This window comes from Psychrobacter sp. SHUES1 (assembly GCF_001652315.1).
GTDB classification, from domain to species: Bacteria; Pseudomonadota; Gammaproteobacteria; order Pseudomonadales; family Moraxellaceae; genus Psychrobacter; species Psychrobacter faecalis.
Genome location: NZ_LXWA01000047.1, coordinates 20,551 through 35,844, shown reverse-complemented (window position 1 = coordinate 35,844; position 15,294 = coordinate 20,551). Strand labels below are relative to the sequence as shown.

Below are 15,294 nucleotides of genomic sequence, written 5' to 3'. Positions count from 1 at the left end.
TAAAAAGACTTAAACTGTCGATACCGCAGTTGATGAAACAGTACCAAGATGGTCATCATCTCTGATACACTTATCTTGCATGCTCTTAGCCGTTGACGGCCCGTTGCGATTAAGTGAGCCTCAAACTCAGGTTTGAATTGCTGATAAAAGTCGTCAATATGGCAGTATAGTTCGGTTAGGTTGTCCATGTAAGAAGTCCTTTTTGCTTAAGTGGTCTTGGTAAACTTACTTTAGCAACTTTGGACTTCTTTTTTTATCTTTTTTTGAGCCCTTATCCCGAACTGGGGTTATCAATACAATCATCTGCGTACAAAATAACTTCCTCTTTTTTATACATATCTTGCGCTTTTAATAGTGCTTCTTGCTCGTTCTCTGCGCTAATCTCTATGATGTTACTTAACGTCTCGACAATCTCTATCTGAAAGATTTTCTCTACTGTCTTATCACTTTTTATCATCACTACTCTCAATACTTGCTTATCAAAATTTCTTTAGGATTTATATCCGCTAGGTTAGCAAAAGTGACTAAAAGAAGTGATCGTCCTTTGTGAAGTGAGTAAAAGATAATAAAAGCGCTTAATATAATTTGTAATAATGCCCACGACCGATAAATTCAATAATACCTCTATCACGTAATACTTGTAATTGCTGACGGATTTTATCTTTAATGTGGTTGTTTTCAGGATGTTTGAGTTTTAATAGGTCGGCAAACGCATAAACCTGATTGAGAGAGAAGTTGGCGTCGAGTCTGTCGATGCACTGCCAAACGTCTAGTGTCCAACCACGTGAAGCGATAGTTTGCTTACGTAAAAACAAGGTTTTTTGAAAGTGCTCGGTGACATTATTGCGTGGTATAACTTGCTCGTTTTTAACCAAAAACACCTTTCCTGATTCGGGCACTTTGCGCAAGTCTATATTGCAGTCGACCCAACCGGCACGTTTGGCAGTGATGGATAAAGGCTTGCGTTTAACAATCATATCGGGTTTAAAAAAATGCTTAGGGATGATTAAAAAGTTATTAACTTTGTATTCTGGCGAATAGGTTAAAAAGAAAAAGCTTGGATTGTTCTTGCTATTGATTCAATGAATCATAGTGTCATAAGCGCCATCATTAATCAGGTGGCTCAGTTTTGCCTTTTTACTTTTTAGCTCATATTCCTCGCTGCAATGTGCGCAATAAAAATCGGCGACGGGTTGGTTATTGGCAAATTCAACTAAGGGTTCGGCATTGCAACTGGGGCAATAACTTTGCTTAGCAACCCAATCTTCACTAAGCACACGAATTTTTTGCGATTCAGATGTATAGTTTTTGGCAAGACTTTGATTGAAATTGAGGTTCATAGCCGATTTTCTTATTAAAGGAAGAATTCAAAGTGATAAATAAGCGATATGAGTATTACGCCATATAATTTACTCTAAACACCAAGTTAATTGATAAGCTAAGCAAATACCATTGAAAATCGTCCAGTTCAGTGCTAAATTCTAGCAAACTTCTGCCTCGCGAGTTGCCATGAGCAAGCCAACACCTGAAATACCCCCTAAACGCCCTGATGAGTCGCCAAAAAATGAACATGACGCCGCGCTGGAGCAGCCTGTTGAGACGACAGCGCCTGACAAAAAACCTATCATTGACGACGTTAGCGCAGAGGAAGTACCGGCGACAGATATCTCACTCATTAGCGGTGGCACTAAACCGCGCCACTATAAAGCTGATAATCCCTCGTTTTTTATGCAGCGTGGTTATCAGGTGTTATTGGTGCTTGGGCTGATTGCAGCGTTCTTTTTGGTGATGGTGTATCAGACGCTGTTTGGCCGTATTGAGCAGCCGCAGCAGATGGTGACGATTGAGTCGGGTCAGACGTATTATGGGCTATTACCGCAGTGGAAGCAGCAAGTACCGCTGTTTTCTGCCACGATTGCCAAGCTTTATATGAAAACGCAAATCGATGGCCCATTGCACGCTGGTATTTATCAATTACCAGAAAACCCTACCTTTGCTGAAGCCTTAGAAGTATTGGGGCAAGGGGTAAAAGCGGCGATGGTCAAGGTACAGATTATCGAAGGCAAAACCTCAAAAGATTTATATCAGGCGCTACGAGATAATAAAGGCATCAAAAAAGAAGTACTGACGGCGGATAGCACGAATGCCAGCATCGCGCAGGCATTGGATTTGGTTGGCATCTTGCCAGATTCGGTGGTCAATAGTAATGATGCTATCGTCAATCACAATCTTGAAGGCTGGTTTGCGCCTGATACGTATTATTATGGCGAGGGCAGCACGGATAAGCAGGTATTGACCGATTTGTATAAGCGTCAGCAGCAAGCATTGACCAAAGCGTGGGAAAATCGCGACCCTGATCTGCCTTATGATAGTCCGTATGAAGCACTGGTAATGGCTTCGATTATCGAAAAAGAAACCAGCGTGGCAGAAGAGCGTCCTTTGGTCTCGGCGGTATTTAGCAATCGTTTGAATAAAAATATGCGCTTGCAAACCGATCCGACCATTATTTATGGGATGGGCAACCGTTATCAAGGCAATATTCGCCGTAAAGACATCGATGAAAAGACCGCTTATAACACCTATCAAATCGATGGTTTGCCGCCAACGCCAATCGCGCTGCCATCTGCGGCCTCGATTGAAGCGACTTTGCATCCTGCCGATAGCGAAGCGTTATATTTTGTGGCGACCGGTAACGGCGGGCACAAATTTACCAATAGCTTAAATGAGCATAACCAAGCGGTCAAGGAATATCTCAGCGTCATGCGTCAGAAAAAAGCACAAACACCGCCGCCGTAATTTAATCCTTTATCTTTTCTAAAAACCTATCGTGTACTGAGCGTTATGACGTTATATAGCTATCTATATAACGCCATAACGTTCATCAATGACATAAGGTCATATCATGTCAGCATCCCTACCAGATAAATCAGTGCAAGAAAAATTAGCGCAAATAAATTCGCCTAAGCATTCTACTAATACCGCATCTTTTAGTACAGCGTCCAATCAAGGGCGCTTTATCAGTTTTGAAGGGACCGAAGGCGTTGGCAAAACCACCGCTATTGAGCAGCTTTGCGTCCATTTGCAAGCAAAAGGCATCGATTATCTGCGTACCCGGGAGCCGGGTGGCAGTCCGTTTGCCGAGCAGTTGCGTGCTATTTTATTAGACCCTGATACCGAAATTAACGATGATACCGAGCTGCTACTGATGTTTGCGGCGCGCTGTGACCATTTGCAGCAAGTGATTTTACCTGCTCTACAACGTGGAACGTGGGTGATATGTGACCGCTTTACTGATTCGACCGTTGCCTACCAAGGTTTTGGGCGAGCGCATGGCGATAGTACGGTACGCGCTAAAATTGCTATGCTGATTGAGCAATTTGTTGAACAGTTACCAGAGCTGACCTTGTGGCTAGATTTGCCAGTATTAGAAGGCATGGCGCGCGCTAATAAACGCAGCGCTGCTGACCGTTTTGAGCAGCAAGCGACGGAGTTTTTTACTCGAGTTCATCAAGGTTTTAGCGTCCTTGCCAGCGAGCAGCCTGAGCGTATCCAGCGTATTGATGCTCAAGGTAGCGCTGAAGAAGTTAGCGAGCGTATTTGGCAAGCGGTGCAGGAAAAATTTGCGCTAAGCTAAGGTTTTTTAACGTTGTCATTTCTACTTTATATTATCCAAAAAAAGCCCTAACTCAGCAGTTGGGGCTTTTACCGTTTATGGAAAATATTAAAAGATAACTCTAGTCTTTATCTATATCCATGCTGTCAACGTTATCAAGGCTACCACCGCTAGAATCTGGTAAACGATTGGGGTCAAGCGTGCCTTTTTTGGTTTTCGGTGCGCTGCCATTACCGTTGGTATTACTAGAGGTTTTGGTTTTCGAAGTTGCGGTCGAATTATCCGACATGACACCTTTATTTATAGCATTGGTAGAACCATTAGGAGCAGTAGCATCAGACTCTGTTGTTTGCACGTTATCTTTCTTAACCGTCGTGCTTGATACCTGAATTTTATTAGGCGTAACAGTAACGCTATCGGCCTGTTTGTCTTGTACCTTTTCTGACTCGGAGACTTCTGCTACATTGACTTCTTTAGCAGTGGTTAATGCAGTCTCTGACGTAGTGGTATCATTACTATCATCGGTAAGCTCTATTTCTTTACGCTTTTCAGGCGCTTTCGAGCTGGATTCAAAGCTGGCATCTGCCGCCGCGCGTGCCTGCTCTTGTTTTGCCGTTACATCGACCGCTTTTGGTTGCACTTCATCATCGACGACCAATGAAATCAGCTTACGATCACGTGGTACGGTGCCATCGAAATTATCGGTCATCACGTGCAGCTTACCTTCTTTATCGACGGTATAAAGCGGCACAAATTGCTTATTATCGGCTTTGTATTGCTCAAAGCTATAGCTGTCGGTGATGTTAGTGATTTTGATACGCGCTTTTTTCGACAGCATACTGGCAAGCTTGGCATAAGTCACATCTTTACCAAACAACCACTGCGAATGGAAGTTGCCTTGCTTATCATCGCGCTCGCTTTTGACTTTTTCATCACTGAATTTAAGGCGATAGATTTTACGCTCGCCAAACTCATGACGGTAATGAATTTCAGACAAGGTATTCATTTCTCTATCGGTACTCATGGCAAACAGACGCCCAATACCGATAAGGTCTAAGTGATGGTCGGCATGGTCAGAGATAGGATTACCAAAGTAAGTACGCAGACCACTCATACGAGCTTTAGCGATATTGGTATAGTTATTGTGCGCGACGATGACATCAAAACCTTGGTCTTTTAAAGACGTCGCTACCAATAAAGCGATAGGGTTGGAGCCAACGACTAAGATACCGTTGGTTTCAGGCTCACGGACGCCCAAGAAATTACCAACCATTTTGGCGCCCAAACCTTGAATCATTACTGTGCCGATAATGACGAGGAAAACCAAAGGTACGAGCAGCTCAACGCCTTGAATATCATACTCTTGCAAGCGAATGGCAAAAAGCGATGAGATTGCAGCGGCAACGATACCGCGCGGCCCAATCCAGCTAATCATTAGCTTTTCATTGGTTTTTAGATTGGAGCCGATAGACGATGCCCAAACAGACAAAGGACGCGCGACAAACATCACAATCGCGAGCAACACCAAGCCTGCAAAACCAACGCTAAGCAAGCTTGCAAGCTCAACGCGAGCCGCAAGAATGATAAATAATACCGATACCAATAAAATGGTCAGCGATTCATTAAACTCTAAAATCGTCTCCCGCGGGAATTTTGGCCAGTTAGCCAGCGCCACGCCAAGGACGGTGACCGTTAATAAGCCGGACTCGTGCTCTAAATGGTTGGAGATAGAAAACAGGAGCAGTACAAAAGCTAAGGTAAAGACATTACGTAAAAACTCAGGAATCATATGGCGGCGCATTAAAAACGCCAATAACCACGCGCCCGCTAAGCCCATGGCCACTGCCAATACTACAATTTTGGCAAACAGTAAGATACTACTGGCTTCGCCGCCTGAAATGATATATTCATAGACCAAAACCACTGCAATCGCGCCGATAGGGTCAATGATGATACCTTCCCATTTCAAAATATTAGAAATAGTTTTATTCGGACGTACGCTACGCAGTAACGGCATAATGACGGTAGGACCAGTCACACAAACCAGCGCGCCAAATAGCAAAGCAATCAAAGGGTCGACATCAAACAACAGGTAAGTCGATAGCGCCACAATGACAATGGTAATAAGGACACCGACCGACACCAGCATCTGTACCACAGAGCCGTGCTGCTTAATCTCATCAAACTCTAAAGTCAGCGAGCCTTCAAATAAAATAATCGCCACGCCCAATGAGATAAAGGGGAACATCAGCTCGCCGAGCACCAAGTCTGGGTCAAAAGCGCCCAATATCGGGCCAACAATAATACCAATTAGTAATAAAAACAAAATGGATGGTTGCTTTAAATACCAAGCCAACCATTGGGCGGCAATACCAAGCCCAACCACGCCGGATAACAATAAGGCGGTATCCATAAATTAATCCTTTTATAATCTTGTCATATTTTATATCTATTCAGGCGCACTACCAGCGCTGCTAGCGTAAGCCGCAGCAAACGTCGTCTAAATATAGTGTTGCAATATCTGACACCGCTGAGCGCTAAATCTAGCGCTTGTTAATAAAAGCATCAACCACACTATAATCAAAGCACAAGTAATCAAAGCACAAGTAATCAAAGCACAAGTGAGGTTGGCTATCAGTACGATATCGCTGTAAAGACAAAAGCTTTTTAGATCCCTAAGCAGAATCTAAAAAGCAAAAGATGAAAAAATAAGCTGATGATCGCCAATTTGCTAAAATAACGACCTACAAAAATTAACTTTTGTTTGCCATATAGATTATTTGGCTTGTTATCATAACATGGTTTTATTTGACGTATTCTAGAGCAATCTTTGCGCCATTTGATTCTTGGTTGAAAAAGCTTATTAAAGGTAGTATGTCTAGCATGTTAGCAATAAGGCTATCTTTATGATAGAAAAGATAAAGTTTTATACCATAAGTCGAAAATGGACGGTAAACTAACAAGCATTATTCTTTGCAAGTTTGCATTTCCCAAAGTTTAAGATAAACGCAGATAACAAAAGCAAGCGGTAAAATCTCTCAGCCAGCAATGCAAAGACCAATATAAAAATCAATTTTTAAATGTTAGCTTTAGAGGTTAGCGAATGAGTAAACTGAGCTATTATCAGCATAATATATAAATAAAACGCCTAAATTATTATTCATAACGGTCCTATTCAAACCGTTTATAACAATTATAAAGACCCATTATATGGAGGGTAACATGCCTAACAATATGTCTAAAACGTCGAATACAGCCAATTTGAGCCGTTGGTTACAGCAGAGCGCGTTGGCCATAGCGGTAGCCACTACTATGGCGGCAGGTATCAACATCGCGACCGTGCCAACTGCACAAGCGGCCGTTACCACCGCAGATTTTTCGGGCTTGGTACAGCAAGTCACGCCAGCGGTCGCGCGAGTAAACGTCACCAAAACTGTCAGCGAGGCAGAGCTTGCTAAAGCCCAAACGGCTGAGCTATTGCGGAAGTTCTTTGGTGATCGCTTACATATTCCTGACCAAGCAGCGACGCCTGCGATTGAACATGCATATGGCACTGCATTTTTTGTCACCCGTGATGGTTATATGCTGACCAATCATCATGTGGTGGCAGGCGCGGACAAAATTACTGTGACGCTCAATGACAGAAGCGAGCTTGATGCCAAATTGGTTGGCAGTGATGAGCGCTCAGACGTGGCGGTGCTCAAGGTCACGGGGCGCCAATTCCCTGCCTTGCCAATCGGTGATTCTAATGCGCTAAAAGTAGGGGAGCCGGTATTAGCAATTGGCTCGCCCTTTGGTTTCGATTATTCAGCATCGGCAGGTATTGTAAGTGCCAAATCGCGCAATTTTTCCCGTGAAACCAGCGTACCCTTTATCCAAACTGATGTGGCATTAAACCCGGGTAACTCTGGCGGCCCATTATTTAATCAGCGCGGTGAAGTAATTGGTATTAACTCGCGTATTTTTAGTGGCACGGGCGGCTATATGGGTCTGTCATTCTCTATCCCGATTGATGCGGCGATGGATATTTATGAGCAGTTAAAAGATAACGGTGAAGTTGCGCGCGCCTATCTGGGTATTTTTCCGCAAGATATCGACCGGAATTTAGCCGAAGCTTATAATTTAGCGCGTCCGCAAGGGGCATTATTGACGCGCGTTTCACCAGACTCACCAGCGCAAAAAGCGGGGCTAAAGCCAGGCGATATTATTTTAAAATACAATGATGTCTTAATTATGGAAGCCTCCGATTTATTAAACCTGATCAATCGGGCGCGGCCTGACGATATCTTTCGCGTTCAGATTCAGCGTGACGGTAAACAAGCTATCATAACCGGCAAGCTTAGTAATGCTTCCAATGCTATGCAATCGCAAACCGGCGCACAGCAGGCCAACGGCATCAGCTTGGGACTGGCGCTGCGCAATTTAACGCCAGAGGAGCAAATAGAGCTGGCTGCTGATAATAAGACCGGCGTGCTGGTCACCGCTATTGAGCCGACGGGACTCGCGGCGCGCTCGGGTATACTGGCAGGCGACGTTATCACCAATTTGCACCAAAAACCGATTAAAACGGTCAATGATTTTTCTAGCGCCGTGGCATCATTGCCCGAAAAAGGCGTGGTGACGATTGAGATAGTGCGTCAGGGCATCCCAGGTATCATTGGTTTGCGCATTGAATAGCAAAGGATAGCGTGCGTGATTAGCAGCGTTATGAATCGGCTGTCTTTATTGACAGTAATACATATCGTCCGACCATTGCTATGTTGACGATTCGTTAAAATACCTAAAAAGGTTTTATCGCTGCTAACTAGTTACGCTACACTAAGCAATTGCACTACACTAACTATTTAGTTTTCAGGCTTATTTTTTAGGCTAAATAGAGTCGCGCTTAGCATTATGATAGATTGCTAATTTTTCGCTTTATAGAAGTGTTAAGCATGAATTGTTTGATAGCGATGAAGGCAAAATATGCTACACTAGCAGGCGTTTTTATGGCTCTCAGCCAATCAAGTGGCAGCAGCTAAATAGCGTTAATCACGTTAGTAAAATGAATACACAGTATGAACATCACGCAAGGTCTTGCCCTGACGTTATTTTACCAAACCAAACGTTCAGCTCCATAGGGCAGATAGGCACACTTGCAAACGACTTATCATGTGATAGCTTTAATAAAAGCTAGGATATACAGGCACGGTTATGAGCACAGCATACGACGATATTAAAACCCGACTACAAGGCTCAATGGTAGCCTTGGTAACGCCCATGCATCCTGACGGCACGGTCGATTATAAACGTCTGGCAGACCTCATAGATTGGCAGATTGAGCAAGGTACGCATTGCTTGGTCGCTGTCGGTACCACTGGCGAGTCAGCGACTTTGTCCATGCAAGAGCACAGCGATGTGATTCGCTACTTTGTTCAGCATGTCAAAGGTCGCGTACCTGTGATTGCAGGCACTGGCGCCAACAATACGATGGAAGCCATTAAGCTAACCCAAGATGCCGCCGAAGCAGGTGCTGATTGTGCGTTATTGGTCGCCCCTTATTATAATAAACCGCCACAAGAAGGCTTGTTTCAGCATTATAAGGCCATCGCTGAAGCGGTAAAAATCCCGCAAATGCTTTATAACGTACCGGGACGTACCGTTGTAGATATCGCCCAAGAGACCGTTGAACGCCTCGCTGATATTGACAATATCGTTGCTATTAAAGACGCCACAGGTTCGGCTGTTCGCGGTGAGCAACTGATCAGATCCGTTGGCGACAGAATGGTGGTGTTATCTGGTGACGATAGTACAGCTCTTGAGCTGATGCAGTTTGGCGGTAAAGGCAATATTTCGGTGACGGCTAACGTGGCACCAAAAGCTATGAGTGAGACTTTTAGCGCTGGCCTGCGTGGAGATTTTGATGCCGCTCATAAAGTTCATGACGTGGTCAAGCACTTACACCGTGACTTATTTATCGAATCAAGCCCTATTCCTGTTAAATATGCGCTGCATAAAATGGGCATGATAGATACCGGTATTCGTTTGCCGTTGGTATGGTTGGCTGAAAAGCACCATGCGACCATTGATGAAGCTCTAATCCGTGCAAATTTACTTTAGGTTTTTATAAATTTAATAAACATACCGCTTATAGTGGCTCTATAGGTTTCGACTATTAAGTAAAAAAGTTAGACATGGTAAAACTATAAACGCTTTGCCTACATACGCACCAAATAAGCAATAACTGCTAACTCAGAGAGATAATATGATGACAGTATCATCAAACCCTGCAAAAATATTCCCGATGCTAATGACCGTGGTTTTGGGTAGTACGTTAGTGTTGAGCGGCTGCCAAGCGACAAAAGGTCTGTTTGGTAAGCGCGATAATGGTAGCCTTGAGTATCAGCAAAGCAAAAAACTGGCACCATTAGAATTGCCAGCGGCGCAAGAAACAGCGCCATTTGTGCCGTTATACCCAACGCCTAATGCCGGTGCTAATACCTTGAAACTAGAAAATGAGTCAGGTAAACAATATCAGCTGCCAAGACCTCAGCGTACGGTTGCCGTGACCCAAGCAGCAGAATAAACCCCTTTTTCATCCTTATCTATACCGCTGGTCTTTTATTATGGTTAAGCATTTTATACCTTAATACAAAGCGCTTGGCGGTCACTGCGCGTTTTTACCACATAAGCTTGAACGAACAGGAACTCCCTCATGCAAAAGCAACAACTGCTCTATAAAGGCAAAGCCAAGTCTGTTTATGAAACAGAAGACCATGATCTGCTGATTTTACACTTCCGCGACGATACCTCCGCACTCGATGGTAAGCGTATCGAACAGCTTGCTCGTAAAGGCGTGGTGAATAACCGCTTTAACGCCTTTATCATGCAAAAACTGGCTGACGCTGGTATCGAAACCCATTTTGAAAAGCAGTTGTCAGACGATGAAGTGCTGGTCAAGCGTTTAGACATGATTCCGGTTGAATGCGTGGTGCGTAATTTTGCTGCGGGCAGTTTGGTACGTCGCCTAGGTTTAGAGGAAGGTCAAGCATTAACGCCGCCTACTTATGAGCTGTTTTATAAAGACGATGCGCTTGGCGATCCGATGGTCAATGAGTCCATCTCTATCTCGCTTGATTGGGCGAACGAGGCTCAATTGGCGAAAATGAAAGAGCTCAGTCACCAAGTAAACGAAGTATTAAAACAGCTGTTCGATGCTGGCGATTTAATACTGGTAGATTTTAAACTTGAATTTGGCGTATTCCATGATCGTATCGTTCTAGGTGATGAGTTCTCGCCTGATGGCTGCCGTATCTGGGATAAAGCGACCAAGAAAAAGCTCGATAAAGACCGCTTCCGTCAATCATTGGGTGATGTGATTGAAGGCTATGAAGAAGTAGCAAAACGTATCGGTGTGCCGTTAAACTAGAAATATAAAGTATTTAAAGAATAAAAAACTGAGCCTTGAGCTCAGTTTTTTTATGGGGATAAGCATTTTAAAAACGGTTATGTTAAAGATTGCTATGTTAAAAACTGCTATGTTATTTGTCTTTACGCGCTTCTTTGATTTTCTTCGCTGCCATCTCCATTGCATCGGCAGCTTTGTCCGCTAATGTGCCAACCACTTCTTTAGCTTTAGTGGTAGCGGTGTCCTTTAATGAAGACTCTTTATCGTCGCTAGATTTAGAGTCATCATCTTTACTATCTTTATCCTTCTTGTCAGAATCATAGCCATTTTTACTGTCGTTTTTAGCGTCTGATTGTTCGTCTTTTTTGGTATTACTATTGTCTTTATCAGACGATTTATCATTATTGCTATCTTTACTATCGTTCTTGTCCGACGTTTTATCATCTTTTTTGTCATTAGTATTGTCTTGATTAGATGACTTATCGTCTTTGCTGTCTTCATTCTGTGACTGATTGTTTTGCTTGTCGTTTTTACTGTTATCGTCTGTCTTAGACTGACTATCTTTTGAGGCGTTGTCCTTTGAATCGTTAGTAGCGTTGCCTTTGGAAGCATTATTACCATTATTAGTGTTGTTATCTTTCATCACTGCGTTTTTATTCGTATCTTTTTCGCTAGCATTTTTATTGCTATCGTTGTTGTGCTGCTTATCATTGTTAGTATTAGAGTTAGTCATTGTTATATCCTTTTGTTTGTATTTTTTAGTGTTGGATGTTTTTAGTTTTTTAACTTTAAAATTGATTGGCGAGTTTTAAGCTTACTATTAGAATGAGTTAACTGTCTGTATAGCAACAGTTGCAATAGGTAATAAGGTCTAACGCTTAGCCGCTTTGAGTGGTTTTTTATGCTAAATTTATATCGTCAATATAAACGTCGCTATAAAAAAGGTTATCTTTGATGTCATTATACAAATTGCCTTATATACAACCCTCCGTTTTAGAACCTAGCTGGTTTGTCCGCCCGACCTGCGTGGTAGCGGCAGATTTAATTGGCAAGATTTTATGCCGACAGCTAATCGATAGTGATGGTAAGAAAAAAACCCTACGGATGCGCATCTCAGAGACCGAAGCCTACATTGGTGAAGGTGATGCCGCTTGTCATGCGCATGCTGGCACGCGCACGCCGCGTACCGAGATTATGTATAGCGAGGGCGGAGTATTTTATGTCTATCTGACCTATGGTATCCATCATATGCTCAATTTGGTGAGCGGAACGGCAGAGTCGCCAGAAGCGGTATTAATACGCGCAGGGTTTTTGACAGACGATAGCGCGCGCTTAATCGACGAGCAATTACTGAGCGCAGATAAACAGCTAACCGATCCCAAGCAATTTGCAGGTCCTGGCAAGCTAACCAAACGGCTGCAAATTGACCGCGAGTTATATGGTGCGCCTATCATGCCTGCGTCAGGGCTTTGGGTCGAAGACGACGGCTGTCAGCCGCCAGTATCGCTGCGCCCACGTATTGGCATTGATTATGCGGGCACGGCGAAAGATTGGTTACTGCGCTATGTTTGGACCGACCATCCTTCACTGTCCAAAAAATAGCCAATCTAGAGTTGTTACTAATTTTTTAAAGAGCATGAAAGGGGTAAGCAATGTATAAATTGACAGTTTTTATTCCCAATGAAGCGCTAGAGCAAGTAAAGACTGCCTTATTTACGGCTGGTGCTGGAAAAATTGGTGATTATGAGCAGTGCTGTTGGCAAGTTAAAGGAACAGGGCAGTTTATGCCGTTAGCAGGCAGTCAGCCGCATATTGGCACGCAGGATACACTTGAAACGGTCGAAGAATGGTGCGTGGAGATGGTGGTAGCCGACGCACATATTAAACCAGTGATTGAAGCATTAAAGCAGACGCATCCTTATGAAACGCCTGCCTATGATGTGATTGAAGTATTGGACTTTTAAGATCTTAAATTTATTATCAGAAATGATTAGTCTTCTTTGATTTTAATCACGTTGTAGCTTGGATAATCAAGCTCAATTTTATAGTCTTTACTGCCGCGGCGAGCTTTTACTTTTATTTTACTGTCGCCTTTTTTGTATTTGACGTCTTTGACCCGATAACCCATATTGCTGACCTGATTGGCCACGCGCTGCTCGATAGCAGGCTGATAAAGCTCTTTATCAATAGACTTGATGGTTTTCTTGTGTTTCTTATAAATTTTAGTATCTTTGTAAATGTCTTCATAAAGGTCACCATAAGCATTGTAGCCGGGCGCGGTGACGCAGCCAGTCGTTATGGACAGTAACGCGGCAATCATACTGCTCGCCGCCGTGGTTTTTAATAACGTATATTTTTTCATAATATTCTCTCATGCTATGCTATTAAAGGTATTGGTAGCTCGTCTATATAAGCAAGGTTCTATGTTAAAAACGACACAATAAAAAAATGGTCAACTAAACCAAGGGCTGGCTTATTTGACCAAGGGCATCAAGTCATCAACGATGCCAAAATCTTATCTGTACGTACAAGGCGTGTTCTTAATTGAATCGTACTCATCTAAAATAGCTAAATTTTGTCAAACGTCGTCAAATAACGAGAGCACAGACCCAAAAACCCAAACGCCTAGCCATTAGGCGCTATGCGCTATTTCTATAAATTGTTGAGAGGTTAAGTTACTTGTAGCGATAATGGTTATTATTATAGCGACCATTATTGTTGTAGCGGCTATTATCTTTTTTATGCTTACCGTTTTTATTTTTGTGATGACCGTTTTTATTCTTATGTTTGCCTTTTTTGCTATCGCGGTGAGCATGATTGACTTTATGGCCGCCATTATTATAACGACCATTATTGTTATACTTGCCGTTACCCTGATACGGACCGTTTGGGTAATAAACTCTTTGACCATCATGTCTTGGCGTGACGGTACAACCAAAGGTAGTGCCCAATAAAGCAAGCACAATACCAGCAGAAAAAGCGGTTTTTAAAGTTGAGAAGCTTAATATCTTCATAATGAATATTCCTATTATCTTATTAATTCCTATTACTTATCAGTAATGTGGCGATTACTGGTATTTAATTACTGATCTTAATGTTGCACTACCACAATAACGTTGCATAAGAAAAGCTAACGTATAAAAATGGACTGTTTAAAGATTAGTCTTTTTGGTGGTGTTCTAAAAAGTATGCTGGCTATAAAAGTCAATAAAAAATCTATGCTAAGTTTACTGATTCTATAGGGCTTTCAAGGCTTTAAAAATTGTTCAAATTTTAATCAGCATACTTTTTGACACACCACCGTCTTTTTTAATCTTAATCACATTCAAGTTTGGATAGTCAAGAAAAATCTCATATTCTTGTGAGCCGCGTTTGGCTTCAATCTCGAACACACCGCGGCCGTTCTTTTCATCGAGTTCTACATCTTTAACGCTATAGCCCATTGACTTTACTTTATTGACAGCCCGCTGCTTAATCGCTGGGTAACGAGAATCTCGTTTGATACTGTTTTCGATATCATCGTCTTTATAGCGCTTATTGTTTTTATATTTGCCATGATTTTTATACTTGTCTTTTTTATAATCATCTTTGTCGTAACGGTCTTTATCGTTTCTATCATCTTGCCAAACATTAGAGGAACCTCTTTTGTTTGAGCTGATGAGTCTTAAGTCTGGATAGCTATATTTAAGCTCGTAGGTTTGATTGTTCTTTCTAGCGATGGCAGTAATAGCATGGTTGCCACGATAGTTATCAGAGCGGATGTCCATGACTTGATAGCCTTGACGGCGTAGATTATTGCTTAGAGTCTGGCTAACGCGTTTATAGTCAGCATTGCCGTAATCGCTGTTACCACCATATATTGGGTAATTTCCATAACCTGGATCAACAACGGCACAACCAGCCACTGTTCCTAACAAAGTCAGCGCTAAACCAGCAGATATTGCGGTCTTAAATGAGAAAGCGGATAGAGTTTTCACAATAAAATCTCCTTTGGAGTACCGATGATCTGAATAAGGAACGATTATTTAACAGGGATACTTTTAACAATAGGTGATTGGTAGCTTATAAGCCTGCAAAGCCAATATTTGTTTCTTAATATTGAAATATTTTCTTACATACACATAGTAAGACTTAAAAATCATCTTTCCATGTCTTTGGTGTTAATAAGTTGTAAATTTTGCAAATAGTTGCGTAAGCATTCGACACTTTAGGTGACTAGGGCGTTTCTAAATTTGTTCAATATCGCTAACACTTTTAGTGACTAATATAGGGAGTACGAAACAATTAAAGATAT

General features: G+C 42.5%; 15 protein-coding genes and 2 pseudogenes. 8 read left to right on the top strand and 9 right to left on the bottom strand.

From position 1 onward, the window contains the following. The 4 genes and pseudogenes from A7325_RS06345 to A7325_RS14235 form a co-directional block, all read right to left on the bottom strand. Positions 1 to 188 (bottom strand): annotated as a pseudogene (locus A7325_RS06345) (IS982 family transposase); the annotation flags it as partial. Between the two features lie 83 nt (positions 189 to 271). Continuing rightward, positions 272 to 457 (bottom strand): DpnD/PcfM family protein, encoded by a 186-nt coding sequence (locus A7325_RS06340; RefSeq protein WP_227514950.1) that lies wholly within the window; start codon positions 455 to 457, stop codon positions 272 to 274. Between the two features lie 118 nt (positions 458 to 575). Continuing rightward, positions 576 to 881: a hypothetical protein gene (locus A7325_RS14240; protein ID WP_264753697.1), complete on the bottom strand. Its 306-nt coding sequence runs from the start codon at positions 879 to 881 to the stop codon at positions 576 to 578. Further along, positions 861 to 1,340 (bottom strand): annotated as a pseudogene (locus A7325_RS14235) (DpnI domain-containing protein); the annotation flags it as partial. The pseudogene A7325_RS14235 and the gene A7325_RS14240, both read right to left, overlap by 21 nt. A gap of 169 nt (positions 1,341 to 1,509) precedes the next feature. Between A7325_RS14235 and mltG the strand changes: the two are divergent. Continuing rightward, entirely contained in the window at positions 1,510 to 2,796 is a 1,287-nt protein-coding gene (gene mltG / locus A7325_RS06325; protein WP_068405846.1) for an endolytic transglycosylase MltG, read from the top strand. A 106-nt stretch (positions 2,797 to 2,902) separates the two neighbouring features. After that, a complete protein-coding gene (tmk, locus tag A7325_RS06320) occupies positions 2,903 to 3,634 on the top strand; it encodes a dTMP kinase (protein WP_082894319.1) in 732 nt (243 codons plus the stop codon). A gap of 100 nt (positions 3,635 to 3,734) precedes the next feature. On the opposite strand, the gene A7325_RS06315 is transcribed toward tmk, so the two are convergent. Continuing rightward, positions 3,735 to 6,026, bottom strand: a complete 2,292-nt coding sequence (locus A7325_RS06315) for a cation:proton antiporter (RefSeq protein ID WP_068405845.1) — start codon at positions 6,024 to 6,026, stop codon at positions 3,735 to 3,737. Positions 6,027 to 6,835: 809 nt separating this feature from the next. Here A7325_RS06315 and A7325_RS06310 point away from each other — a divergent pair. From A7325_RS06310 to purC, 4 genes are all read left to right on the top strand, one after another. Further along, on the top strand, positions 6,836 to 8,290 hold the full coding sequence (locus A7325_RS06310; protein ID WP_068405843.1) for a Do family serine endopeptidase: 1,455 nt from the start codon (positions 6,836 to 6,838) through the stop codon (positions 8,288 to 8,290). A 516-nt stretch (positions 8,291 to 8,806) separates the two neighbouring features. Beyond that, positions 8,807 to 9,712 (top strand): 4-hydroxy-tetrahydrodipicolinate synthase, encoded by a 906-nt coding sequence (dapA, locus tag A7325_RS06305; protein WP_068405840.1) that lies wholly within the window; start codon positions 8,807 to 8,809, stop codon positions 9,710 to 9,712. A gap of 145 nt (positions 9,713 to 9,857) precedes the next feature. Further along, positions 9,858 to 10,178: a hypothetical protein gene (locus tag A7325_RS06300; RefSeq protein WP_225211718.1), complete on the top strand. Its 321-nt coding sequence runs from the start codon at positions 9,858 to 9,860 to the stop codon at positions 10,176 to 10,178. Between the two features lie 129 nt (positions 10,179 to 10,307). Continuing rightward, positions 10,308 to 11,021 carry a phosphoribosylaminoimidazolesuccinocarboxamide synthase gene (purC, locus tag A7325_RS06295; protein WP_068405834.1) on the top strand — a complete coding sequence of 238 codons (714 nt, stop codon included), beginning with the start codon at positions 10,308 to 10,310 and terminating at the stop codon, positions 11,019 to 11,021. A gap of 112 nt (positions 11,022 to 11,133) precedes the next feature. Here purC and A7325_RS06290 read toward each other — a convergent pair whose 3' ends face one another. After that, positions 11,134 to 11,733 carry a hypothetical protein gene (locus tag A7325_RS06290; RefSeq protein ID WP_197488878.1) on the bottom strand — a complete coding sequence of 200 codons (600 nt, stop codon included), beginning with the start codon at positions 11,731 to 11,733 and terminating at the stop codon, positions 11,134 to 11,136. A 221-nt stretch (positions 11,734 to 11,954) separates the two neighbouring features. Between A7325_RS06290 and A7325_RS06285 the strand changes: the two genes are divergently transcribed. Both A7325_RS06285 and A7325_RS06280 read left to right on the top strand, forming a co-directional pair. Beyond that, positions 11,955 to 12,602 carry a DNA-3-methyladenine glycosylase gene (locus tag A7325_RS06285; protein WP_068405832.1) on the top strand — a complete coding sequence of 216 codons (648 nt, stop codon included), beginning with the start codon at positions 11,955 to 11,957 and terminating at the stop codon, positions 12,600 to 12,602. A 50-nt stretch (positions 12,603 to 12,652) separates the two neighbouring features. Next, on the top strand, positions 12,653 to 12,964 hold the full coding sequence (locus tag A7325_RS06280) for an NGG1p interacting factor NIF3 (RefSeq protein WP_068405829.1): 312 nt from the start codon (positions 12,653 to 12,655) through the stop codon (positions 12,962 to 12,964). A gap of 26 nt (positions 12,965 to 12,990) precedes the next feature. Here the strand turns inward: A7325_RS06280 and A7325_RS06275 are convergent, their stop codons facing one another. The 3 genes from A7325_RS06275 to A7325_RS06265 form a co-directional block, all read right to left on the bottom strand. Beyond that, on the bottom strand, positions 12,991 to 13,362 hold the full coding sequence (locus A7325_RS06275; protein WP_068405826.1) for a hypothetical protein: 372 nt from the start codon (positions 13,360 to 13,362) through the stop codon (positions 12,991 to 12,993). A gap of 313 nt (positions 13,363 to 13,675) precedes the next feature. After that, complete coding sequence (locus A7325_RS06270; protein WP_068405824.1) at positions 13,676 to 14,014, bottom strand: hypothetical protein; 339 nt, start codon at positions 14,012 to 14,014, stop codon at positions 13,676 to 13,678. A 252-nt stretch (positions 14,015 to 14,266) separates the two neighbouring features. Beyond that, positions 14,267 to 14,977, bottom strand: a complete 711-nt coding sequence (locus A7325_RS06265) for a PepSY domain-containing protein (RefSeq protein ID WP_068405821.1) — start codon at positions 14,975 to 14,977, stop codon at positions 14,267 to 14,269. Positions 14,978 to 15,294: the final 317 nt, after the last annotated feature.

Coding starts and splice junctions, on each gene's coding strand:
- A7325_RS06290 (WP_197488878.1), bottom strand. CDS start 11,733: ATGACTAACTCTAATACTAACAATGATAAGCAGCACAACAACGATAGC.
- A7325_RS06315 (WP_068405845.1), bottom strand. CDS start 6,026: ATGGATACCGCCTTATTGTTATCCGGCGTGGTTGGGCTTGGTATTGCC.
- A7325_RS06280 (WP_068405829.1), top strand. CDS start 12,653: ATGTATAAATTGACAGTTTTTATTCCCAATGAAGCGCTAGAGCAAGTA.
- A7325_RS06285 (WP_068405832.1), top strand. CDS start 11,955: ATGTCATTATACAAATTGCCTTATATACAACCCTCCGTTTTAGAACCT.
- A7325_RS06270 (WP_068405824.1), bottom strand. CDS start 14,014: ATGAAGATATTAAGCTTCTCAACTTTAAAAACCGCTTTTTCTGCTGGT.
- tmk (WP_082894319.1), top strand. CDS start 2,903: ATGTCAGCATCCCTACCAGATAAATCAGTGCAAGAAAAATTAGCGCAA.
- dapA (WP_068405840.1), top strand. CDS start 8,807: ATGAGCACAGCATACGACGATATTAAAACCCGACTACAAGGCTCAATG.
- A7325_RS06275 (WP_068405826.1), bottom strand. CDS start 13,362: ATGAAAAAATATACGTTATTAAAAACCACGGCGGCGAGCAGTATGATT.
- A7325_RS06300 (WP_225211718.1), top strand. CDS start 9,858: ATGATGACAGTATCATCAAACCCTGCAAAAATATTCCCGATGCTAATG.
- A7325_RS06310 (WP_068405843.1), top strand. CDS start 6,836: ATGCCTAACAATATGTCTAAAACGTCGAATACAGCCAATTTGAGCCGT.
- mltG (WP_068405846.1), top strand. CDS start 1,510: ATGAGCAAGCCAACACCTGAAATACCCCCTAAACGCCCTGATGAGTCG.
- purC (WP_068405834.1), top strand. CDS start 10,308: ATGCAAAAGCAACAACTGCTCTATAAAGGCAAAGCCAAGTCTGTTTAT.
- A7325_RS06340 (WP_227514950.1), bottom strand. CDS start 457: ATGATAAAAAGTGATAAGACAGTAGAGAAAATCTTTCAGATAGAGATT.